This is a genomic window from Galactobacter caseinivorans (assembly GCF_003640665.1).
GTDB classification, from domain to species: domain Bacteria; phylum Actinomycetota; class Actinomycetes; order Actinomycetales; family Micrococcaceae; genus Galactobacter; species Galactobacter caseinivorans.
This window is the reverse complement of record NZ_QQXL01000001.1, coordinates 759160-779719: the sequence shown is the minus strand read 5'-3', so window position 1 is coordinate 779719 and position 20560 is coordinate 759160. Positions and strand designations below refer to the sequence as shown.

The following is a 20560-nucleotide window of genomic DNA, read 5'->3' as shown; positions in this document are numbered from 1 at the left end:
TCCGAAGAACCGGTCCCTTGACCTTGGTGACCCCAACGGGATTTGAACCCGTGCTGCCGCCGTGAGAGGGCGGTGTACTAGGCCGCTATACGATGGGGCCAAGCACTGCTGATACTGCAAAAACTGGCGCTTTCGCCTTCCTGGTCAAACCAAAAAAGCTGAGGCACCTTCTCACCACTGACGCGAAGAACCCAAGCAAAGCTGGGCTGTCGCGACCGTGACCCCAACGGGATTTGAACCCGTGCTGCCGCCGTGAGAGGGCGGTGTACTAGGCCGCTATACGATGGGGCCGTGCGTGAAGTGCTGTGGGCACAAAGCCCGCACTCACAAGATTCGCAATGAATCTCGCTGGGATACCAGGACTCGAACCTAGAATGTCGGTACCAGAAACCGATGTGTTGCCAATTACACCATATCCCAATGGCATTCCCAGGACTCCACGGAGCACCAGGCGCTATGACAGCCTACCCGAATTTGTGTACCCATGCGAACCGGCGAGGCCGCGCATGCTTGCCGCGGGAGCACCACACAACCACTGCGTTGCCGCCGCCCAGACCGCCGCACGGACCGGTGCATGGGTCCGCGCATTGGCCAGCGCATGGGCGCGCAGGAACTGGCAAGTGAGCGCGGGCGAGTGAGCCTGGAAACGCGCAAGGGACCGGCTCCGAAGAACCGGTCCCTTGACCTTGGTGACCCCAACGGGATTTGAACCCGTGCTGCCGCCGTGAGAGGGCGGTGTACTAGGCCGCTATACGATGGGGCCAAGCACTGCTGATACTGCAAAAAAACCTGGCGCTTTCACCTTCCTGGTCAGACCAAAAAAGCTGAGGCACCTTCTCACCACTGACGCGAAGAACCCAAGCAAAGCTGGGTTGTCGCGACCGTGACCCCAACGGGATTTGAACCCGTGCTGCCGCCGTGAGAGGGCGGTGTACTAGGCCGCTATACGATGGGGCCGTGCGTGAAGTGCTATGGGCACAAGGCCCGCACTCACAAGATTCGCAATGAATCTCGCTGGGATACCAGGACTCGAACCTAGAATGTCGGTACCAGAAACCGATGTGTTGCCAATTACACCATATCCCAATGGCATTCCCAGAACTCCTACGGAGCACTAGGCCAGATCAAACTTTAGCGGAGATTGCCCTCCGCACCAAATCGGTACCAGGGCGTTGCGCCGAGGCCCCGGCTCAGTTCGAACCCCTCAAAAAGTGCCACCGTTTCGCCGTTTCTGGATCAGAAACGGGGCACGCCGCCGGGTCACCGCGCGCGCAAGGCCCCCGCGGCCCACCCCACCACCGGCGTGAGTCCGCTCACCCCACCCAGGTCCGCGAAGCGGCCAAAGCGATCCACCAGCAGTGCCGGCAGACCCGCCTGACGCGCCCCCTCGACGTCGTGCCCTGGGTTGTCCCCGACCATCAGCGTGCTGGCGGCTGCGGTACCCAGCGCGGCAACGCCGGCCAGGTAGGAGCGGGGATCCGGCTTGGGTGCGCCGGCCGTGTCCGAGCCGATCACCACACCGATGCGCTCCAGGCCCACCGCCCGCAGCTTGCCGCGCTGATAGCTCTCCACGTTGTTGGTCACCGCGCCGTAGGGGACGCCGAGGCCGTCCAACGCATCCAGCACGCCGTGCACATCGGCAAAGACGCGCCAGGAATCCCGCACCAGCGACTCGAACCGCGTGGAGAAGCCGTCCACGTCCTGCTCCGTGCGCAGACCCCACGCCGCAAGGGCGGCCTGCAGACGCCGGTGACGCTGCTGGGCAAACCCCAGCTCGCCGCGCACATACGCGTCATAGAAGCCGTCAGTGTCCCTGGAGAAGTGCTCGGCAAACTCCGTGCGCGCCGCCTCATCCAGGCCCTGCAGCTCGCGCTCGGCCGCGCCGAGCAGGGCCACCCGCATGGCGCTGCGCAGGTCCACCAGCGTGTCATCCACGTCAAAGAGGACGCCAACGGCGCCGGTGGGAACCGGCGCCGTTGAGGGGAACAACTCAGGCATGCTGCTGACGGAAGGAGCCCAGGCGAGCCAGCGTGGACTCCTTGCCCAGGATCTCCAGCGACTCAAACAGCGGCGGTGAGATGCGGTTGCCGGTCACGGCGGAACGCACGGGACCAAAGGCCAGGCGCGGCTTGAGGCCAAGGCCGTCAATGAGCGCGGTGCGCAGCGCGGCCTCGATGTGCTCCGTGGTGAACTCCGGCACCGCCTCCAACGCGGCGATCGCGGCGTCTACCACTTCAGCCAGATTCTCCGGGAGCTTCTTCAGCGCGTCCGGTGCCACCACCAGATCCGCATCCGGGGTGAAGAGGAAGCCGAGCAGGGCAGGGGCCTCGCCCAGGAGCTGCACGCGCTCCTGGATCAGCGGCGCGGCGGCGGTCAGGATCTGGGCCTCGCGATCCGTGAGCGGCTCCGACACCACTCCCCCGGCCACCAGGTAGGGAATCAAGCGGTCGCGGAACACGTCCGCAGGGAGCATGCGGATGTGATTGCCGTTGATGGCCTCCGCCTTCTTGAGGTCAAACTTGGCCGGGTTGCCCAGCACATCGTGGATGTCAAAGTGCTCCACGAGCTGATCCAGCGAGAAAATGTCCTCATCAGCGGAGAGGGACCAGCCCAGGAGCGCCAGGTAGTTATCCAGCCCCTCCTTGATGAAGCCCATGTCCCGCAAATTAAACAGGCTGGACTCCGGATCGCGCTTGGAGAGCTTCTTGTTTCCCTCTCCCATGACGTAGGGAAGGTGGCCAAAGAGCGGCACAAATTCCGCCACGCCAATCTGGATCAGCGCCTTGTAGAGGGCGATCTGGCGGGGAGTGGAAGAGAGGATGTCCTCGCCGCGCAGCACGTGGGTGATCCCCATCAGCGCGTCATCCACCGGGTTCACCAGCGTGTAGAGGGGCTTGCCGTTGGCGCGCACCACCACAAAGTCAGGCACCGAACCCGCGGGGAAGGTGATCTCGCCGCGGACCAGGTCGGTGAAGGTGATGTCCTCATCCGGCATGCGCAGCCGCAGCACGGGGGCGCGGCCTTCAGCGCGGAAGGCGTCCTTCTGCTCCTGGGTCAGCTCGCGGTCAAAGTTGTCATAGCCCAGCTTGGGGTCCTCGCCCTTGGCGCGGTGACGTGCCTCCACCTCATCCGGGGTGGAGAAATCCTCATACACATGCCCGCCGGCCACCAGCTTCTCGATGACATCCGTGTAGATATCGCTACGCAAAGACTGGCGGTAGGGCTCGTGCGGGCCGCCCACCAGCACGCCCTCGTCCCAATCCATGCCCAACCACTGCAGCGCCTCGATCAGCTGGTTGAAGGACTCCTCGGAGTCGCGAACGGCGTCCGTATCCTCCACCCGGAACACCAGCTTGCCGCCGGTGTGGCGCGCATAGGCCCAGTTGAAGAGGGCCGTGCGGACCATGCCCACGTGCGGGGTACCGGTCGGTGACGGGCAAAAGCGCACGCGCACGGGGGTGGAGTCAGAGACGGTCGGGAGGGAGGAGGTGAAGCTCATAGTCCCAGATTCTACGCGGAAGTGACGGTGTCTTCTTCCCGCTCAAAGGAGGAGCGCACGGGGAGGAACTCCTCCAACCAGCCGGCGATCCGGTCATGGGTGGCGCTGCGCTCCTCCGGGCTCTCCTCGGTGGAGCCGTCGTTGATGCAGAAGGTGTCCATGTTCCTGGCCTTGAGGTAGCGCCGCATCCGCGCGGCACCGTCCGGAACGGCCGGATCAATGTAGTCATAGCGAATGCGGCCCGTCACCACGGAGCCCGTAGCCAGGCCGTACGCCATGGAGAGGGAGCCGGCGGCCGCGATGTCCTCCGTGGTGCGGAACTGCGCGGCACGGGTGGCAGCGAACTCCGCGGGGAAGATGCGTTCCAGTTCCTCCTGCCTGCTGCGAGTGAGCGCTGCGGGCGCATGAAAGTACTTGCGGGTGGGGTAGGCGCCGCACTGCTCCAGCACCAGACCGCGCGCCTTCTTGGCCGCGGTAGTAGAGGCGATCTCGCCCTCCACCGGCTCCGCGAAGTCCACCGTGGCCCGTGACAGGAAGGCATTGGCCAGGCCACTCCCGCGGAAGAACTGCTCGGGGCTCACGGGACGCCCAAAGAAGTTGTCGTCATTCAGGTACAAGAAATGCTCCGCCAGCCCCTGAATCCGGTGCAGATTAGCCTCGATGGCGTGCGAATTGAAGTTGGGCAACTGGGCTGGGTCCGGCCAGATTTCGCGGTGATCCACCACCGTGACCCGGTCGCTGTCCCGCAGCCACGCCGGGCGCTGGCCCGCGGCGACGATCCACACGTGGCGCACCCACGGCGCAAATTGTTCAAGCGAGCGCAGTGAATAACGCAGCTCGTCGTGGTCGGCAAAGCGAGACTCGTCATCCGAGCGCTCGGTGAAGACCACGCCCTCCACCGCGGCCTTGGCCTGGGCCTTGCTCTTGGCCCACTCGGCGTCCGCGCCATCCACCCACGTGTAAACCACATCGATGGGGAAGCCCACCTCTTGCACGTCGCGGCCACGCGCCCAGACCTGCGGCACGCCGTGGGCGTCCCGATCCTGGGTCTGCTCCAGCGTCAATCCCGCCAGCCCCTCCCGCCGCACCAGGGGCTCAAGCACGTGCGGGCGGTCCTCGTTGGCCCCGAAGAACAGCACCTCCACACCCTCCGTGGGGCCTGACCGGAAGCGGCTGGTGGCCGTAGCGGCCTGGACCCGCCACAGGCGCACGCCGCCGACGGCGCGCAGCCGGGAGGCCCCCAGCGGGGTGATCACGGGGTTCCCCAGTGCGTCCCCTGCGGCGCAGGCACGCCAGCCGTCAAGCTCCGGGGCGGCGGCCAACGCGGACAGTGCGGCGGCGGCATTCTCCTGCGTGACGCCCAGGATGGTGGCGCGGTGGCTGGGCGAGGGGCACAGGAAGAAGTCCACGCCGGCCCGCTCCAGCACGCCGCGTGCCAGCTGCGCCGAAGCGGACCTGGCCTCCGGGAGTGAGAGCGCGGGGTTGAAGTCCAGCGCAATCACCTTTTGGCCAGGCAGCCCCCACGTTCGCTGCGCCTCGCCAGCCCGGTGCCTGGTCACGGCGAATCGCATTTCCGAGGCCCTGGAGGCAGCCTCGCGCAGCGCGGTTTTGCCTAGGGCCTTCACAGCGGCAGAGATCGGCATGAACGGGGCTCCCAGGAAGAGTACGGCGACGTGAGACAAGCAGGACGGGTGTGAGTGGTTGCGCGGGTGACGCGCTCGGTACGACGCGCGCTCGGAACGAGGCGCGCACGGAACTAGGCGCGCACAGACTTACGCGCGCACAAAGAAGTTGGAGAGCGTCCCGATGCCCTCAATCTCTACCTCAACGCGCTGTCCCTCGCGCACCAGGCCCACTCCGGCCGGGGTGCCCGTCAGCAGCACATCCCCGGGCAGCAGCGTGAAGGCGGCGGAGGCCAAAGCCACCAGCTCACCCACGCCGTGAATCATGTCCGCGGTGGTCCCATCCTGCACGGTGTCCCCGTCCAGGCGGGCCTTGATGCCCAGGGATTCCGGGTCAAGCTCCGTCTCGATCCAGGGGCCAAGGGGGCAGGAGCCGTCCCAGCCCTTGGCGCGAGCCCACTGGCCGTCGGTGCGCTGCGCATCGCGAGCGGTGAGGTCATTGGCGCAGGTGTAACCAAAGATCACGGCATCCGCATCCGCAGCAGGCACGTCCTTGCAGATGCGGCCAATCACCACGGCCAGCTCCGCCTCATAGGAGATCTCATCGGAGAAGGACGGCAACTGCACCGGCTCCCCCGGACCCACCACGGAGGTGTTGGGCTTCAGGAACATGAGCGGGGTCGCGGGGACCTCGTTGCCCATCTCCTTGGCGTGCTCGGCGTAGTTACGGCCAAAGGCCACCACCTTGGAGCGCGGGATGATGGGCGCCACCAGGCGCACGTCCTCCAGCGCGTGGCGCGTTCCGGTGGTCTGCACACCGTGGAAGAACGGGTCGCCATTGAGCACGGCAACCTCATCCCCTTCCACCAGCGCGTAGAAGGGCTCTGAATCAAGGACACAACGGGCAATACGCATGGGCCCAGCCTAGTGCCCCGCCGCGGGGACGCGTGCTTAGGCCGTCTCTTCCTCCACGTAACCCATGGGGTTCTGGCTCTGCCACTTCCAGGAGTCCCGCGTCATTTCCTCCAGGCCGCGCTCCGCCTTCCAGTTCAGCTCTGCGCGTGCGCGGCTGGGCTCCGCGACCAGTTCCGCGACGTCACCGGGGCGGCGGTCCACGATGGTGAAGGGGATGTCCCTGCCAGAGGACCGCGCAAAGGAGCGGACCACCTCCAGCACGCTGGAGCCTTCCCCGGTGCCCAGGTTCCATGCGCGGCTTCCGGCGTGTGCCGGCAGCGCCTCCAGCGCTGCCACGTGCCCCGCAGCCAGGTCGACGACGTGGATAAAGTCCCGCACGCCGGTTCCGTCAGGTGTGGGGTAGTCCCCACCGAACACGCTGAGTTGCTCACGCCGTCCCACCGCCACCTGCGCCACAAAGGGCATCAGGTTGTTGGGGATGTCCCTGGGGTCCTCACCAATGCGTCCGGATTCGTGCGCACCGACCGGGTTGAAGTAGCGCAACTTGGCGATGTGCCAGCTGGGATCAGAGGCGGCCAGATCATCCAGGATCTGCTCGATGTGCAACTTGGTGGCGCCGTAGGGGTTGGTGGTGCCAAGGGGCAGGTCCTCAACGCAGCGCGCCACGCCGGCCGCGCCGTACACGGTGGCGGAGGAGCTGAAGACGAAGGTGCGCACTCCCGCCTCATCCATGGCATCCAGCAGGTTCAGGGTGCTCACGATGTTGGTGCGGTAGTAGCGCAGCGGCTGCGCCACGGACTCCCCCACGGCCTTGAGGCCAGCGAAGTGAATCACGGCGTCAAAGTTGCCCGCCAGCATGATCTCCCGGGTGCGCTCGGCATCCAACAGGTCCGCCTCGACGTACTCAATCTCGCGACCAACCAGCTCGGAGACGCGGCGGATGGCCTCCGGCGAGGAGTTGGCGAAGTTATCCAGGATCACCGGCTCGTGGCCGGCCTGGATCAGGCTGAGGACGGTGTGGGAGCCGATGTACCCGGCGCCGCCGGTGGTAAGAACGCGCATGGCCCCGATCTTAGCGACCGGGGCCATGCGTGCGCCGCAAGCGCGGCTGAAGACGGCGTGGGAGACAAAAATCTGGCCGGCTAGAACCAGAGCACCGGGCTCAGAGCACCGGGCTCAGACCAGGCGCGTCAGCCAGCCGTGAGTGTCCTCCACGGTTCCGCGCTGCACGCCGAGGAGCTTGGCGCGGATGCTTCCCCACACGGAGTCAGAGGTGGTTTCGGGGAGCACCATGGTGCCCTCGGCACTGCGCAGTTCCGCGATGGGGGTGATCACGGCGGCGGTGCCGCAGGCAAAGGCCTCCTTGAGGGTGCCGTTGGCCACGGCCTCGCGCCACTCGTCGAGGGTGAACTTGCGCTCCTCCACCGTCAGGTCCATTTCCCGGGCCAGCTGCAACACGGAGTCTCGGGTGATCCCGTGCAGGATATTGCCGTTGAGGCGCGGGGTCACCAGCGTGCCGCCCTCCAGGACAAAGAACACGTTCATCCCGCCCAGTTCCTCCACAGAGAAGTCATCCGTGGGGTCAAGGAAGAGCACCTGCGGGCAGCCGTGGGCCTCCGCCTCCATCTGCGCGGCAAGCGATGCGGCGTAGTTGCCGCCGCACTTGGCCTCTCCGGTGCCGCCGTGGCCGGCGCGGGCAAAGTTCTGGGAGAGCCAGATCGGCACGGCGTGCAGCTCGCCGCCAAAGTAGTTGCCTGCGGGTGAGGCAATCACGCGGAAGCTCACCTCGCGGGCGGGGCGCACCCCAAGGAACGCCTCGGTGGCGATCATGAAGGGGCGCAGGTACAGGGCCTCGCCGTCTCCGGAGGGAACCCAGTCCTGGTCCACCGCGACCAGCTGGCGCACGGCCTCCACAAAGTGCTCCACGGGCAGCTCCGGCAACGCAAGCCTGCGGGCGGAGGCGTTGATGCGCTCACCGTTCTTCCCCGGGCGGAAGGTGCGCACGGAGCCGTCCTCGTGGCGGTAGGCCTTGAGTCCCTCAAAGACCTCCTGCCCGTAATGGAGCACGGAGGCCGCAGGGTCAAGGCTGATGGGCCCATAGGGCTCCACGCGGGCGTTATGCCAGCCTGCGTCAGCGCTCCAATCGATCACGGCAGTGTGGTCGGTGAAGAAGTTGCCAAAACCCGGGTTCTGCAGGATCTTGGTGCGCTCCTGCTCGGAGACGCGGTGATCGGAGAGGTGCTGGGCAAACTCCACAGTGCTCACGGATGCTTCCTTTGTGTGAGGCCCCCGGCCGGCGGGCTGGGACAGGGATGGCGACGCTGGACGGCCGCGGGGTGATGCGTGCCGCGCGACGAGCTGACACGAACAGACTATGCGATGCGGCTCACACAGTGACGCCGCGCAGCGCGGCCACGATGGAGTCGCCCACAGCGGCGGTGCCGCGGGGTTTCGTCCCGGAACGCTGCTCGACGTCGTTGGCGACGGCCTGCTCGATCCGCACCGCCGCGTCGTCGAGCCCTAGGTGGTGCAGCATCAGTGCCGCGGACAGGATCGCCGCGGTGGGATCCGCGATCCCCTGACCCGCAATGTCCGGCGCGGAGCCGTGCACCGGCTCAAACATGGACGGCGCCGTTCCGTCCAGGTTGATATTCCCGGAGGCGGCCAGGCCAATCCCGCCGGTGACCGCACCGGCCAGGTCCGTGAGGATGTCGCCAAAGAGGTTGTCCGTCACGATCACGTCAAAGCGCGCGGGGTCCGTGACCAAGAAGATGGTGGCGGCATCCACATGGAGGTAATCTACGGCGACCTCGGGGAAGTCCGGCGCTATTTCCTCCACCGTGCGGCGCCACAGGTGACCGGCGTGCACCAGCACGTTGTGCTTGTGCACCAGCGTGAGCTTGTGGCGTGGGCGCGCGGCCGCCCGCTCAAACGCGTCCCTGACCACCCGCCGCACGCCGTGGGCGGTGTTGAGCGAGACCTCCGTGGCGATCTCAAACTCCGTGCCCTGACGGATCACGCCGCCGTTGCCCACATAGGGGCCCTCGGTGCCCTCGCGGACCACCACAAAATCGATCTGCCCCGGATTCCTTAGCGGCGATCCGGTGCCCGGATACAGGCGGGAGGGGCGCAGGTTCACGCAGTGATCAAGGCTGAAGCGCAGCTTGAGCAGCAGCTCGCGTTCAATGAGACCGGAGGGCACGCGCGTGTCCCCCGGCGCCGCGCCGACCGCACCAAACAGGATGGCCTCGTGACCGCGCAGGGATTCCAGCGTGGCATCCGAGAGCGTCTCCCCCGTGGCGAGCCAGTGGTGAGCGCCCAGCTCGTATTCGGTCAGGCTCACGCCGGTGTCCGTGTCCGCGAGGACGGCCTCCACCACGCGCACGGCCTGCTCCACCACCTCCGGACCAATGCCGTCTCCGGGAATCACTGCCAGGTCGATGTTCCTCGTCATGTCACCACCCTAAAGACGGCGTCCGCATACTGGTCAACACATCTCACATGATGGACAACGGGAGGGGTGTGCGGCGCGTCATCCCGTGGAGGGACGCTGCGGGTGAGCCGGCGCCTTTAGGCTTAAGGCATGAAGTGGCACCGCAGACTCGACGCGTGGGTGCGTTCGCATCCCGGTCGGGTGGACGCCACCATCGCCGTCTTGCTGTTCCTGGTCTCCGCCCCCGCCGTCGCTGGCACGGGCTATGGCATGGACCAGACAGCCACCCTGGTCCTCGTCTTTGGGATGTTGATCAGCGGCGCCGGGATCGCTTGGGCCTTCTCGGAGCGCCGCACGCACCCACGCCGGGCGCTCTGGGTCACCACTGGAGCCGGCCTGCTCCAGGTCATCACGGTGCGTGAGTTCATCTTCATGGACCTGGTGATCCCCGTGATTGCCTACTCCGTCACCGCGTACGGCACGCGCACCGACTCCCGATGGGCCGTGGTCTGTTCCGCCATCGGTTCCTTCCTGGGCGCCGCCCTGTGGGTGCGTCCCTTCCGCGTGGAGGACGCCGCGACCTTTGGCGCCCTGGTCCTTTTCCACCTGCTCATCTGCGTCATTGCCTGGGTCAGCGGCGATCTGCACCGCACGCGCAGGCTCGCGGTGGAGGCCATCGAGGACCGGGCCCGGCGGTTGGAACAGGAACAGGAACAGGAGCGCGCCCTGGCAGCCGCGGACGAACGCCGCCGCATTGCGCGGGAGATGCACGACGTAGTGGCGCACTCGCTTTCCGTGATCATCGCCCAGGCAGACGGCGCACGGTACGCGGCCGCAGCGGATCCCGAGGTGGCCCCCAAGACCCTCGGAACCATCTCGGAGACCGGCCGTTCCGCCCTGCGGGAGATGCGCTCCCTCCTGGGCGTGCTCCGCGCGGATGATGACGACGCGGCCCCCAAGGCGCCGGCCCCCAGCCTTGAACGCCTGGGAGAGCTGGTGGACAGCACCCGCGCGGCAGGCCTCGCCGTGGCCTACACCGTGCGCGGCACCCCGGCGCGCGGGCTACCCTCCGGCGCGGAGCTGACCGCCTACCGTGCCGCCCAGGAGGCGCTCACCAATGTGCTCAAGCACGCCGGACGCGGCGCCACCTCAAGCCTTGACCTGACCTGGACCCAACGCGGCCTCACGCTCAGCGTGGTGGATGATGGGCGTGGCCCCACCCCCACGGACGGCCTGGGACGGGGCCAACAGGGCATGCGCGAGCGCGCGCAGCTCTACGGCGGCACCGCAAACTTTGGCCCGCGCGGCGGCGGGGGCTATTCCGTCACCGTGTTCCTTCCATACCAGGAGATCTGATGTCCCCCGATTCCCCCATCCGAGTGGCACTTGTGGATGACCAGACCCTGGTGCGCAGTGGCTTCAAGATGCTCATTGACTCCCAGCCTGACCTTGAGGTGGTGGCGGAGGTGGCCTCCGGTCGTGAGGCGGTCGCCAGCTCGGCGGTGGCCCACGCCGATGTGGTCCTCATGGACATCCGCATGCCAGAGATGGACGGCATCCAGGCCACGCAGATCCTGCTCGGCACAGATGAGGGTGAGATCACGGCCCGCGAGGGCGGCCCGCGCGTGCTGATCCTGACCACCTTTGATCTGGACGAGTATGCGCTGGACGCGGTCAAGGCCGGCGCCAGCGGCTTCCTGCTCAAGGATGCTCCGCCGGAGGAACTGCTCTCCGCGATCCGCACGGTCCACGACGGCGGCAGCGTGGTGGCCCCCACCACCACCCGGCGCCTGCTCAACCACATGGTCCCGCTGCTGCGGCGCACCTCCAGCGCGTCCCCCCAGTCTGAGGCCGGGGTGGCGTCCCTGACGGCGCGCGAACGCGAGGTGTTTGAGCTGATCGCCAACGGACGCTCCAATACCGAGATTGCCTCTGACCTGTTCCTCTCAGAGGCCACGGTCAAGACCCACGTGGGTCGCATCCTGTCCAAGCTCAGCGCCCGCGACCGGGTTCAGGCCGTGCTGATTGCCTACGAAACGGGTGTTGTCAGCGCGTGAGCGCACCCGCGGGTCATACCGCGGTCTGACGCCGGAGCCGCCGGTTCATGCCGACGCCTGACGCCCTAGCGACGGGGAGGTCAGTACGTTGGTTCTATGTCCCTTGATGCTCACCCCCAGGCTCCTGCCGCCACGCCCTCTGCTGTGGCGGCCCAGAATCTCACCAAGACGTACGGCACCGGCCCCATGGCCGTCACCGCGTTGGATGATGTCTCCGTCGCGTTTGAACGCGGCCGCTTCACCGCCATCATGGGCCCCTCCGGCTCCGGCAAGTCCACGCTGATGCACTGCCTCGCCACGCTGGATACGCCCACCTCCGGTGCGCTGTCGCTGGGCGGCACGCGCGTAGATGGACTGAACGACGACGCTCTGACGACCCTGCGGCGCGACCGCGTGGGCTTTGTGTTCCAGGCCTTTAACTTGGTCCCCACCCTGACCGCCCTCCAGAACATCCTGCTCCCGTTGGAGTTGGCCGGTGCCAAGCCGGACAACGCCTGGCTGGATGAGCTGGTGCGCAGGCTTGGGCTGGGCGACCGCCTGGGGCACAAGCCGCACGAGCTCTCCGGCGGTCAGCAGCAGCGCGTGGCCGTGGCCCGCGCCCTGCTCCCCCGCCCCGATGTGGTGTTTGGCGATGAGCCCACCGGCAACCTTGACTCCACCTCCGGCGCCGAGGTGCTTGGACTGTTGCAGCGCAGCGCCCACGAGGACGGCCAGACCGTCATCATGGTGACCCACGACCCGGTGGCTGCCTCTGCAGCGGACCGTGTGGTGCTGCTGAAGGACGGACGCCTGGCCGGTGAGATCCTGAACCCGCAGGTTCAGCAGGTCTCCGACGCGCTGGCACAGCTGGGGGCCATTCAGTGAATACCCTCGTCAAAGCCAACGTGGTGGCGTATCGACGCCGCTACGTCGCTGTCATTGCGGCCATCACCATTGGTGTGGCCTTCCTGACCGCCACTCTCTACGTCGGCACCTCCATCAAGTCCACTCTGGGCGCCAGCGTGGGCCAGACCTACTCCAAGTCAGACGTGGTGGTCCAGCCCAATGTGAACATGCAGGAGGGGGATGGAGGCAAAACGTTCAGCGCCAAGCAGCTGAGCAAGCCCCTCGAGGATTCCTCCAGCGTGAGCCAAACGCTGGCCCTGTCCAGCGGCATGATGTCCGCCGAGCTCGGCAAGCTGGGGACTCAGACCGTCTTGGTCACCGGCCTTGAGGGAGACGCCTCCCTGTTTGGTCAAGAGCTGACCGAGGGCAAGGACCCCGGGCTCAACGAGATCACGGTGAACAAGGACGCCGCCACGCGCGCAGGCCTGAAGGTTGGCGATCAGGTCAAGATTGCCTCCTTCGGTTCCACCGAAAAGACCTTCAAGTCCCTGACCATCAGTGGGCTGCGCGCGGATCCTCAGGACCTCTCAGGGGCCGGCTATCCGGCCCTGCAGCTCACAAGCCAGACCGCCAAGGACCTGAAGCTTGGCCTGGGCGTGAACATGCTGCTGGCCAAGATCAGCAGCGGCAGTGCCGCGGATCTTGCCCCTGAGTTGCAGGAGCAGTACAAGGCACTTGGGCTGCTGGACCCGACCGTGAGCTCCCCGCAAGAGGCCGTCTCGGCGACCGTCGCGGAGCTCTCCGGCGGCACCGACATGCTGACCTGGGTGCTTGGCGCATTCGCCGGGATCGCGCTCGTGGTCACGGTGATTGTGGTCTCCAATACGTTCTCCGTCATCCTGGCGCAGCGCACCCGTGAGCTGGCCTTGTTGCGGACGCTCGGCGCCCGCCGCGGTCAGATTCGCCGCATGGTGATCGGTGAGGCCCTGATCGTTGGCCTCATTGGTGGCCTGGTGGGTCTGGTGCTTGCGCTCGGCGTGGTCTGGGGCGGCGTCGCCATTGTCTCCAGTGCCTTTGATCTGCCGTACATCACCTTCGGCTTTGCCGTGTGGCCGCTGGTGGTGGGTGTGATCGTGAGCCTGCTCGTGACGGTGCTTGCCTCCGCCCGCCCGGCCATGGCCGCCACCCGCGTGTCCCCCCTGGCCGCCCTGCGCCCGCAGGAGACGGTCACGGCCCGCAGCTCGCGCGGCACCACCCGCATCGTCATCGGGTTGCTCCTGGTGATCTGTGGCGCCGTGGCCATGTACTTCGGCGTCACCGGCGGCGAGGACACCATGGCGACCAGCTTCGCCGCAGCCTTCATCGGCGGCCTGCTGAGCTTCATCGGCGTGCTCATGCTCGGCACGCTCCTGATCCCGTGGACCGTGCGCCAGATGGCGCGCCCCTTCGGCGCCCAGGTGGGCGGGCGTTTGGCCGGGCTCAACGCCCTGCGCCACCCGCAGCGCACCGCGGCCATCGGCACCGCGTTGCTGCTGGGCGTGACCCTGGTGGTCATGATGATGGTTGGCGCCACCACCGCGCGCTCCACCCTCAACGCTCAGCTGGCCAAGCAGTACCCGGTTGACCTGTTGGTGCGGGGCCAGAGCTCCGGCGACATCCAGGGCGCCCCCGGTGCCGACACTGGCGCGGGGAAGAAGACCCTCAACGCGCAGGACGCGCAGAAGGTGGCCGGGCTCAACGGTGTGGACAACGCTGCGCTGATCAAGGTCGTGGCCACCACCCCGGATTGCGTCGCCAGCGCCAAGGCTGCACGCGGCTCCGCCGCGCAATGCTTCCCGGTTTATGGCGCCAACCAGCAGATCCTCGATTCGGTCATGACTGACAGCGTGGTGCTTCCCAAGTCCGGCAGCATCGCCGTGGGCGCAAACGCCGCCTCCAGCTCCGAAACGGAGATCACCGTGGTGGGTGGCGATGGCGAGAAGCACGTGCTTCCCGTGGATAAGGACGCCTCCGCTCCCGAGGGCAGCTTCCTGGTCTCAGGAGACACGCTGGCTCAGCTTGGCACTACCGAGCTGCCGGCCAAGGCACTCGCGGCGGCTGGCGGCGATGGCATCTGGGCCAAGGCTGATGACAGCGTGAGCGCTGGCGAGCTGGTGCAGTCCATCGTGACGGCGACCAACACGGACACCAATTCCGTCTCCGGTGCGCTGCCCATCCGGCAGACCGCCTCCACGATCATCGACACCTTGTTGATGGTGGTCTCCGCGTTGCTCGCGGTGGCCGTGGTGATTGCCCTGATCGGCGTCAGCAATACGCTCTCGCTCTCCGTGACCGAGCGGACAAGGGAGAACTCGCTCCTGCGGGCCCTTGGCCTGACCAAGCGTCAGTTGCGACGCATGCTAGCCCTGGAGGCCGCGCTCATCGCGGGCGCCGCCGCGGTGCTCGGCATTGTGCTCGGCTCCATCTACGGCCTCGTCGGGGCACGCTCCGCCACGCTCTCCATGGGTGGCTTCGTCATCTCCATGCCGTGGTTGTGGATCCTGGTGGTCTTGGCGATCGCCGTGGGCGCGGCAGTCCTGGCCAGCGTGCTGCCCGCACGCCGCGCCGCGAAGCTCTCCCCCGTGGAGGGGCTCGCGGTCGAGTAGGACAGGGACCAACGCGAGCGGGGGTGGGGAGAGCATCATGCTCTCCCCACCCCCGCTCGCTATCTACGCCGGGAATCCGTCACCCGGCAGCGCTGGCCGACCTTGCTAGCTGGACAGCTCCCCGGCCTCACGTCGCTTCAGAAAGTCAATCAGCCGGGCACTGTTGCCCCCGCCTGAGTACGTGAAGAAGCCGTCGGCGCGCTCCCGGTACGTCGGCGCCATGTCAGCCCCATCAGCCATCAGCTTCAGCAGGTGGTCCACCAACTCAGAGGTCGTCTCAGCAACTGGGCCAAACCCATCTCGCTCGAACGAAAAGTACCCAAGCTGATGAGCATGAGAGGCATAAAAATCGTCGCGATCGTTCTGAAGATAAGCCACTGGCTTTCGCATGTAGGCGAAGTCAAAGGCCACGGAGGAATAATCCGTGACCAACACTGCACTTGTTTCAAGCAGCTCACGATAGTCCAGCGGGTGAGGTGCAATGGTGACGGCCTCACCTCCCTTGAACTTGTCCGTCTCAGCACTGTGCGACGGATGCAGTGCGAAAGTTAAGCGGTAGTTAAATTCCTTCAGGCCGCGGAGCAATCGCTGATCTGCGAGAACGGACTGCCACATGCGAAAATATGCGCTCTCTTCGAAGTCGTCACGCGCGCCATTCCGGCCAACCTGCGGGTCAAGGTCGCCCACCAGCGCTTTACGCCATGTCGGCGCCACAACAATCTGTCGCTCCGGACGGTCATTCAGCCGGTCGAAGCGGGAAAGCCCTACCAACGCCAGCGAGTCCTCGCCATACGCGTAGCTGCCGTTAAGAATAGAGGTACGTTCTGCCTCAGCTGATGTGACGAAAACGTCAAACCCCTTCTTGGCCCAATTTAGCCAGCCGCTCAGGTCATGAAGGATAACGCCGTGTTGAAGGAACACGGAGACTGGGGGCACCAGGTCGGCAAAATACTTCAAGTCTCCAGCGAGGGGCTGAACCATGAAGTCATCCGCGGACGAGTTCAACACCGTCGATGCCTGGAAATATCTACGAAAATATTTGGTTGAGCCTGGTTCGACAACTTCACCTAAGGCTGAGAGTGCGGCATATTGCGGGGCTGACTTGGACAGGCTCATGACGGCATGAATGCCAAGCTCCGGATGAGCACAAATGTGCCTGAACAACGCCTCGGCATTATCGCCGGCTTCGGACTTATGATCCGCGAGCAGCCAAATGTTTCCCGGTGAGCTCGCTCGCAGTCGGACCGCAGACAGGCGCCGTGCCCACACCCGCGCGTTCTTGGTGCCACCGTCCAAGCGACGCAAGAAACCGATCTCGGCCTTAAGGTCAGCCCCTTTTCCGCTCAGTTTCCTTCGCCTCAGCAACGTGGCATTTTCCTGCCTGAACACATCGCTGCCAGAATGCCTGAAAGCAAGTGAGTTCTTATCACCCGCGAACCCCGCGTGCTTGCCAAAGATTAAGGGAAGCCTGAATGAGTCGACGTCAACTCCGTTCGCAACGTTAGCGACGAACCGCATCTTCTCATTTCGACGGAATTCTGCCTTAAGACTAAAGCTCAGTCCGCGCCGTACCTCGTTACTCAGAAATTCCGTGCCGGGCTGAATCGCTGCACCCAGTTCCAAAGGATAGGATCTATCGCCAATGAGCACTTCATAGGAAACATCCGAGGAGATGTCAATGGAACGTATAGTCCCGCGCATCTCAAGGGACTCACCCTGCACCGCAAACGCCTGCACCTCGGCAGATGCTGCGCGGTGGCCGACCCGTTTTCGATAATTGAGGCTGTAAATTCGCACCCCGTCGTAGGAGTACACCCCGTCGTAGTATGACAACTTGCTTGTGAGGGCATTGCCCGATCTGAGGTTGAGCATGTTGATTCGTTGCTCGACAGTCGTCGGGTGCAAAGCAATAGTCTTAACTGAAACTTGTTCCAGCAATCGACGCATTCTGGACTTATATGCGTCCAGCTGCTCCGCGTTGAGCATGCTGACATCACCACGGAATCGGAACATGAGATTGTAGAGAACAACAGCCTGAACATACATCGGAACTTGGCCGTGCATTTCAATTGCATCATTCAATATGCGTTGTTCCGCATGCTCCAATAGTTCGTTGTAATACTCTGGCCTGAAATGGCTACTCGCCACCAAGGACGCTCCGCCGGCTTCGTATCTCCTGTTGAAGTATGTCGCCTCGGAGATCACTCCGTACGCCATGCGGCGCATGATGACCTGCGTATTGAGCGTTGCATCCTCTGCCATGAAGAGGACCGGATCAAAACGCAGTCCCTCGTCGGCGAAGATGGAGCGCTTGATGAAGGTTCCACCCCCCGCCATCTGGATGCTGCTCCAGTCGACACTCACGTCGATGACGCGCGTTTTCGCGAACCTTCTGCGGTTATTCCAGTGTGGCCCCGACCGAGCACCGATCATTTCGATCGGTATCGCAGCAATGTCTACTTGGTCCCAGTGCCGGGCGTAGAACTTGAGGACGGACGAAAGCGTGTTATCGGAGAGATAGTCATCCGACCCCAAGAATCCGACCACTTCGCCGGTCGCGAGTTCCAACCCAGCATTAAACGCTGAGGAAACACCACCGTTCGCCTTGTGCATCACAACAACTTGTTCAGGGTACTGCTGCGCGTAGGCGTCGAGGAGCGCGGCCGAGCCATCTGTAGACCCGTCATTGACGAGAACAAGCTGAACATGGTCCAGACCGCAGTCCTGCGCCAGCACAGAGTCGACCGCTGCGCCGAGGAAGTCCTCGCGGTTGTAGACCGGGATGATGACGCTGATCACGTCGACGGGATTCATGCTGTCCTTAGTTGCTGATGCCGGCGGCAGCCAGCACACGTTCGATGGTTTCCAGGGTGCGCACGCCCTCGCGCATTGACACTGCCGAGTTGGGTTCGCCACGCAAGGCCCTGGCGAAGTTCAGGTGCTCCACTGCCAACGGCTCCGGCTTGGCGAAGGCATAGCGCGTCACATCCCCCTCGCTGGGGCCACGGAAGGCAGCCATTTCTTCCCACTCGGTGTCCACCGACGCGTTGGCGTAATAGGTGAGGTCCCCCGTGGCAGTGTCCGCGATGAACGCGCCCTTTTCTCCGATGACTGTGGTGCGGCGCTCCTTGAAGGGGGCCAGCCAGTTCACCGTGTGATTAACCACGATGCCGTTGGCCATCTTGCCGCTAGCTACCACCATGTCCTCATGCTGGCGCCCGGCGCGGTGAGTGACTTCAGCGTGGATGGAGGCGTAGGTCGAGTCAGCGAGCCAAGCCGTCAGATCGATGTCATGCGTCGCCAAGTCCTTCACCACGCCCACATCCGCGATGCGAACCGGGAAGGGGCTCTGGCGGGAGGTGGTGATCTGATAAATCTCCCCGAGCTGCCCTGCAGCCATGCGCCTGCGCATCTGGACGATCGCGGCATTGCATCGCTCGACGTATCCAACGGTCCCCACCAGACCTGCGGCCTCAAAGGCATCGGCGATGCGAATACCCGCCGCTACATCGTGGGCAATCGGCTTCTCCACCATGGCATGGATGCCGGCAGCAGCGAGCGCAAGGGCAACGTCCTCGTGAAAAATCGTGGGAACGGCCACCACGGCTGCGTCGATCCCCGCCTCCACCAGCGCCTGAACGTTGGGCAAGACAGCGAGCTCGCCTGCCACACCAAAGGGGTCTCCCCCGGGATCTGCGACGGCGACCAGCTCAACGCCCTCCGTCTGCCGAATCAGGCGAGCGTGGTGGCGGCCCATGGCGCCGAGACCGATGAGGCCCATCTTCAGCGTGGTCATCAGGCACCTGCCTTCGCCACGGCGTTGACGGCCTCAATGACGCGCTCAATATCTGCCTGCGACAGCGACGGGTGCACGGGGAGAGAGAAGACCTCTGCGGCGGCCGCCTCCGTTTGGGGCAGATCCAGGCCGGGAGCAAACTGCTTGAGGGAGGGGAGCCGGTGGTTCGGGATCGGGTAGTACACGCCGCTTCCGACCTTCCATTCCTCCCGCAGCGCCTGCATGAATCGGTCTCGATCCAGCCCAGGAACGCGGACGGTGTACTGGTGGTAGACGTGGACGGCGCCGTCCGCGACGGCAGGCACCACCACACCCTGGAGCCCCTCATCCAGCGCCGCCGCATTCCGGCGCCTCTGCTGCGTCCACCCCTCCAACTTGGTCAGCTGGACCCGCCCGATGGCTGCGTGAATGTCCGTCATACGCGCGTTGAACCCCGCCAGTTCGTTGGCATAGCGCTGCTCCATGCCCTGGTTGCGCAGCAGGCGCACCGTCCGAGCAAGCTGAGGGTCGCCGGTGCTGACGATGCCGCCCTCCCCCGAGGTCATGTTCTTGGTGGGATAAAAGGAGAAGGCCCCAAAGGCACCAAATGATCCGACGGCCCGCCCGGCGAGGCTGGCCCCATGAGCCTGAGCCGCGTCCTCCAACAAGAGGATCCCGTGCCGATCTGCGATCTTCTTCAGGCTGACGACGTCGGCCGGGTGACCGTAGAGGTGCACCGGCATGATGGCCTTGGTCCGGGGCGTGATGGCGGCCTCTGCGGCCACCGGATCCATGCAGAAGGACACCGGATCGATATCGACAAAGACAGGGGTGCCACCGGCGATCACCACAGAATTCGCCGTGGCGGCGAACGTGAAGGACGGGACAATGACCTCATCCCCACGCCCAATCCCTGCCGCGATCAGGCCAAGGTGAAGCGCGGACGTGCCGGAATTTACGGCGATGCATTCCGCTCCCCCAGCGACCGGGGAGAACTCTTCCTCAAAGGCCGCGACCTCAGGCCCTTGTGCCACCATCCCCGAACGCATCACCGCGGTGACCGCGGCGATCTCTTCCTCGCCAATCATGGGCTTGGCGGGGGGAATGAATTCAGCCATTAGACCGTCACCTCTCGGAGTGTTTCTTGATCAAGTTCTTCGTAGCGCGCGGCAGTCACCGGGCAGATAAAAAAGTGCGGATTCTCCTCGTCCGCGACGAGCGGCTCACCCGCTCGGCCAACCCAGCCGATGCGCCGGGCGGGGACACCAACGACCAAGGCAAAGTCAGGCACGTTCTTGACAACCACGGCGCCAGCGGCGACGGTGGCCCACTTTCCGATGGTCAGTGGTGCCACGCAGACGGCTCTTGCGCCGATGGATGCGCCCTCGAGGATGGTGACGCCCACCGGCTCCCAGTCGTGAGCCGACTTGGGTGTCAGATCCGGATTCACGGCGCGGGGGAAGTGGTCATTAGTCAGCACCACTGCCGGTCCGATGAACACACCCGGGCCCAGCTCGGCCGGCTCGTACACCAGCGCGTAGTTCTGCACTTTGCAGCCGTCCCCCAGGCTCACGCCGGTGCCGATGTACGCACCACGGCCAACCACACAGTTCAGCCCGAGCGTGGCGCCTTCACGGACCTGGGCAAGGTGCCAGACGCTGCTGCCGTCGCCGACGATGGCGTCCTGCGCCACGTCGGCACTCTCAACGATTCGAACGCTCATTCGACGTCACCTTTCGTGTGGTCCTGCTCAAAAGCCTGCTGATCTGGACTCCCGCAGTGGGCAAAT

Annotated in this window: 16 protein-coding genes and 6 tRNA genes; 5 read left to right on the top strand and 17 right to left on the bottom strand. The window is 65.2% G+C overall.

The window, feature by feature from the left end; all coding sequences use genetic code 11:
* Positions 1–24: 24 nt before the first annotated feature.
* The 3 genes from DWQ67_RS03650 to DWQ67_RS03640 form a co-directional block, all read right to left on the bottom strand.
* Positions 25–100: transfer RNA gene (locus DWQ67_RS03650), tRNA-Glu, on the bottom strand.
* A gap of 118 nt (positions 101–218) precedes the next feature.
* A tRNA-Glu gene (locus DWQ67_RS03645) sits at positions 219–291 on the bottom strand.
* Positions 292–348: 57 nt separating this feature from the next.
* A tRNA-Gln gene (locus DWQ67_RS03640) sits at positions 349–420 on the bottom strand.
* 154 nt (positions 421–574) lie between these two features.
* Here DWQ67_RS03640 and DWQ67_RS14200 point away from each other — a divergent pair.
* Entirely contained in the window at positions 575–709 is a 135-nt protein-coding gene (locus tag DWQ67_RS14200) for a hypothetical protein (protein ID WP_267899641.1), read from the top strand.
* On the opposite strand, the gene DWQ67_RS03635 is transcribed toward DWQ67_RS14200, so the two are convergent.
* The 10 genes from DWQ67_RS03635 to DWQ67_RS03590 form a co-directional block, all read right to left on the bottom strand.
* Positions 688–763, bottom strand: a tRNA-Glu gene (locus tag DWQ67_RS03635). The two genes, DWQ67_RS14200 and DWQ67_RS03635, sit on opposite strands and share 22 nt — an antisense overlap.
* Before the next feature lie 121 nt (positions 764–884).
* Positions 885–957: transfer RNA gene (locus DWQ67_RS03630), tRNA-Glu, on the bottom strand.
* Between the two features lie 57 nt (positions 958–1014).
* Positions 1015–1086, bottom strand: a tRNA-Gln gene (locus DWQ67_RS03625).
* 174 nt (positions 1087–1260) lie between these two features.
* Entirely contained in the window at positions 1261–1998 is a 738-nt protein-coding gene (locus DWQ67_RS03620) for an HAD family hydrolase (protein WP_121484188.1), read from the bottom strand.
* Entirely contained in the window at positions 1991–3499 is a 1509-nt protein-coding gene (gltX, locus tag DWQ67_RS03615; RefSeq protein ID WP_121484187.1) for a glutamate--tRNA ligase, read from the bottom strand. The genes DWQ67_RS03620 and gltX overlap by 8 nt, the downstream gene beginning before the upstream one ends.
* Positions 3500–3510: 11 nt before the next feature.
* Positions 3511–5142, bottom strand: a complete 1632-nt coding sequence (locus DWQ67_RS03610; RefSeq protein WP_121484186.1) for a stealth family protein — start codon at positions 5140–5142, stop codon at positions 3511–3513.
* A gap of 129 nt (positions 5143–5271) precedes the next feature.
* Positions 5272–6036, bottom strand: coding sequence for a fumarylacetoacetate hydrolase family protein (locus tag DWQ67_RS03605; RefSeq protein ID WP_121484185.1), 765 nt, complete (start codon positions 6034–6036; stop codon positions 5272–5274).
* 36 nt (positions 6037–6072) lie between these two features.
* Positions 6073–7098, bottom strand: a complete 1026-nt coding sequence (galE, locus tag DWQ67_RS03600) for a UDP-glucose 4-epimerase GalE (protein WP_121484184.1) — start codon at positions 7096–7098, stop codon at positions 6073–6075.
* A gap of 114 nt (positions 7099–7212) precedes the next feature.
* A complete protein-coding gene (locus DWQ67_RS03595) occupies positions 7213–8301 on the bottom strand; it encodes a branched-chain amino acid aminotransferase (protein WP_233555883.1) in 1089 nt (362 codons plus the stop codon).
* Between the two features lie 121 nt (positions 8302–8422).
* The gene (locus tag DWQ67_RS03590; protein WP_121484183.1) at positions 8423–9490 is read right to left on the bottom strand and encodes a 3-isopropylmalate dehydrogenase; all 1068 of its coding nucleotides are present in this window, start codon (positions 9488–9490) and stop codon (positions 8423–8425) included.
* A 129-nt stretch (positions 9491–9619) separates the two neighbouring features.
* On the opposite strand from DWQ67_RS03590, the gene DWQ67_RS03585 reads away from it, so the two are divergent.
* From DWQ67_RS03585 to DWQ67_RS03570, 4 genes are all read left to right on the top strand, one after another.
* Positions 9620–10825 carry a DUF7134 domain-containing protein gene (locus DWQ67_RS03585; protein ID WP_233555882.1) on the top strand — a complete coding sequence of 402 codons (1206 nt, stop codon included), beginning with the start codon at positions 9620–9622 and terminating at the stop codon, positions 10823–10825.
* Positions 10825–11526 (top strand): response regulator, encoded by a 702-nt coding sequence (locus DWQ67_RS03580; RefSeq protein WP_121484182.1) that lies wholly within the window; start codon positions 10825–10827, stop codon positions 11524–11526. Before DWQ67_RS03585 ends, DWQ67_RS03580 begins: the two co-directional genes overlap by 1 nt.
* 96 nt (positions 11527–11622) lie before the next feature.
* Complete coding sequence (locus DWQ67_RS03575; protein WP_121484181.1) at positions 11623–12390, top strand: ABC transporter ATP-binding protein; 768 nt, start codon at positions 11623–11625, stop codon at positions 12388–12390.
* On the top strand, positions 12387–14996 hold the full coding sequence (locus tag DWQ67_RS03570) for an ABC transporter permease (protein ID WP_121484180.1): 2610 nt from the start codon (positions 12387–12389) through the stop codon (positions 14994–14996). Before DWQ67_RS03575 ends, DWQ67_RS03570 begins: the two co-directional genes overlap by 4 nt.
* Before the next feature lie 105 nt (positions 14997–15101).
* Here the strand turns inward: DWQ67_RS03570 and DWQ67_RS03565 are convergent, their stop codons facing one another.
* Genes DWQ67_RS03565 through DWQ67_RS03550 form a run of 4 tightly spaced genes read right to left on the bottom strand, consistent with a single transcriptional unit; the run spans position 15102 to position 20494 of the window.
* Positions 15102–17810, bottom strand: a complete 2709-nt coding sequence (locus DWQ67_RS03565) for a bifunctional glycosyltransferase/CDP-glycerol:glycerophosphate glycerophosphotransferase (RefSeq protein WP_121484179.1) — start codon at positions 17808–17810, stop codon at positions 15102–15104.
* A gap of 7 nt (positions 17811–17817) precedes the next feature.
* A complete protein-coding gene (locus DWQ67_RS03560; RefSeq protein ID WP_121484178.1) occupies positions 17818–18792 on the bottom strand; it encodes a Gfo/Idh/MocA family protein in 975 nt (324 codons plus the stop codon).
* On the bottom strand, positions 18792–19889 hold the full coding sequence (locus tag DWQ67_RS03555) for a DegT/DnrJ/EryC1/StrS family aminotransferase (protein ID WP_121484177.1): 1098 nt from the start codon (positions 19887–19889) through the stop codon (positions 18792–18794). Before DWQ67_RS03555 ends, DWQ67_RS03560 begins: the two co-directional genes overlap by 1 nt.
* Positions 19889–20494, bottom strand: a complete 606-nt coding sequence (locus DWQ67_RS03550; RefSeq protein ID WP_121484176.1) for an acyltransferase — start codon at positions 20492–20494, stop codon at positions 19889–19891. The genes DWQ67_RS03555 and DWQ67_RS03550 overlap by 1 nt, the downstream gene beginning before the upstream one ends.
* Positions 20495–20560 lie beyond the last annotated feature (66 nt).

Excerpts from the sequence above, each read along its gene's own strand:
- DWQ67_RS03575 (WP_121484181.1), top strand. The coding sequence starts at position 11,623 with ATGTCCCTTGATGCTCACCCCCAGGCTCCTGCCGCCACGCCCTCTGCT.
- DWQ67_RS03585 (WP_233555882.1), top strand. The coding sequence starts at position 9,620 with ATGAAGTGGCACCGCAGACTCGACGCGTGGGTGCGTTCGCATCCCGGT.
- DWQ67_RS03605 (WP_121484185.1), bottom strand. The coding sequence starts at position 6,036 with ATGCGTATTGCCCGTTGTGTCCTTGATTCAGAGCCCTTCTACGCGCTG.
- DWQ67_RS03590 (WP_121484183.1), bottom strand. The coding sequence starts at position 9,490 with ATGACGAGGAACATCGACCTGGCAGTGATTCCCGGAGACGGCATTGGT.
- DWQ67_RS03565 (WP_121484179.1), bottom strand. The coding sequence starts at position 17,810 with ATGAATCCCGTCGACGTGATCAGCGTCATCATCCCGGTCTACAACCGC.
- gltX (WP_121484187.1), bottom strand. The coding sequence starts at position 3,499 with ATGAGCTTCACCTCCTCCCTCCCGACCGTCTCTGACTCCACCCCCGTG.
- DWQ67_RS14200 (WP_267899641.1), top strand. The coding sequence starts at position 575 with ATGGGTCCGCGCATTGGCCAGCGCATGGGCGCGCAGGAACTGGCAAGT.
- DWQ67_RS03610 (WP_121484186.1), bottom strand. The coding sequence starts at position 5,142 with ATGCCGATCTCTGCCGCTGTGAAGGCCCTAGGCAAAACCGCGCTGCGC.
- DWQ67_RS03620 (WP_121484188.1), bottom strand. The coding sequence starts at position 1,998 with ATGCCTGAGTTGTTCCCCTCAACGGCGCCGGTTCCCACCGGCGCCGTT.
- DWQ67_RS03555 (WP_121484177.1), bottom strand. The coding sequence starts at position 19,889 with ATGGCTGAATTCATTCCCCCCGCCAAGCCCATGATTGGCGAGGAAGAG.
- DWQ67_RS03580 (WP_121484182.1), top strand. The coding sequence starts at position 10,825 with ATGTCCCCCGATTCCCCCATCCGAGTGGCACTTGTGGATGACCAGACC.
- galE (WP_121484184.1), bottom strand. The coding sequence starts at position 7,098 with ATGCGCGTTCTTACCACCGGCGGCGCCGGGTACATCGGCTCCCACACC.
- DWQ67_RS03550 (WP_121484176.1), bottom strand. The coding sequence starts at position 20,494 with ATGAGCGTTCGAATCGTTGAGAGTGCCGACGTGGCGCAGGACGCCATC.
- DWQ67_RS03560 (WP_121484178.1), bottom strand. The coding sequence starts at position 18,792 with ATGACCACGCTGAAGATGGGCCTCATCGGTCTCGGCGCCATGGGCCGC.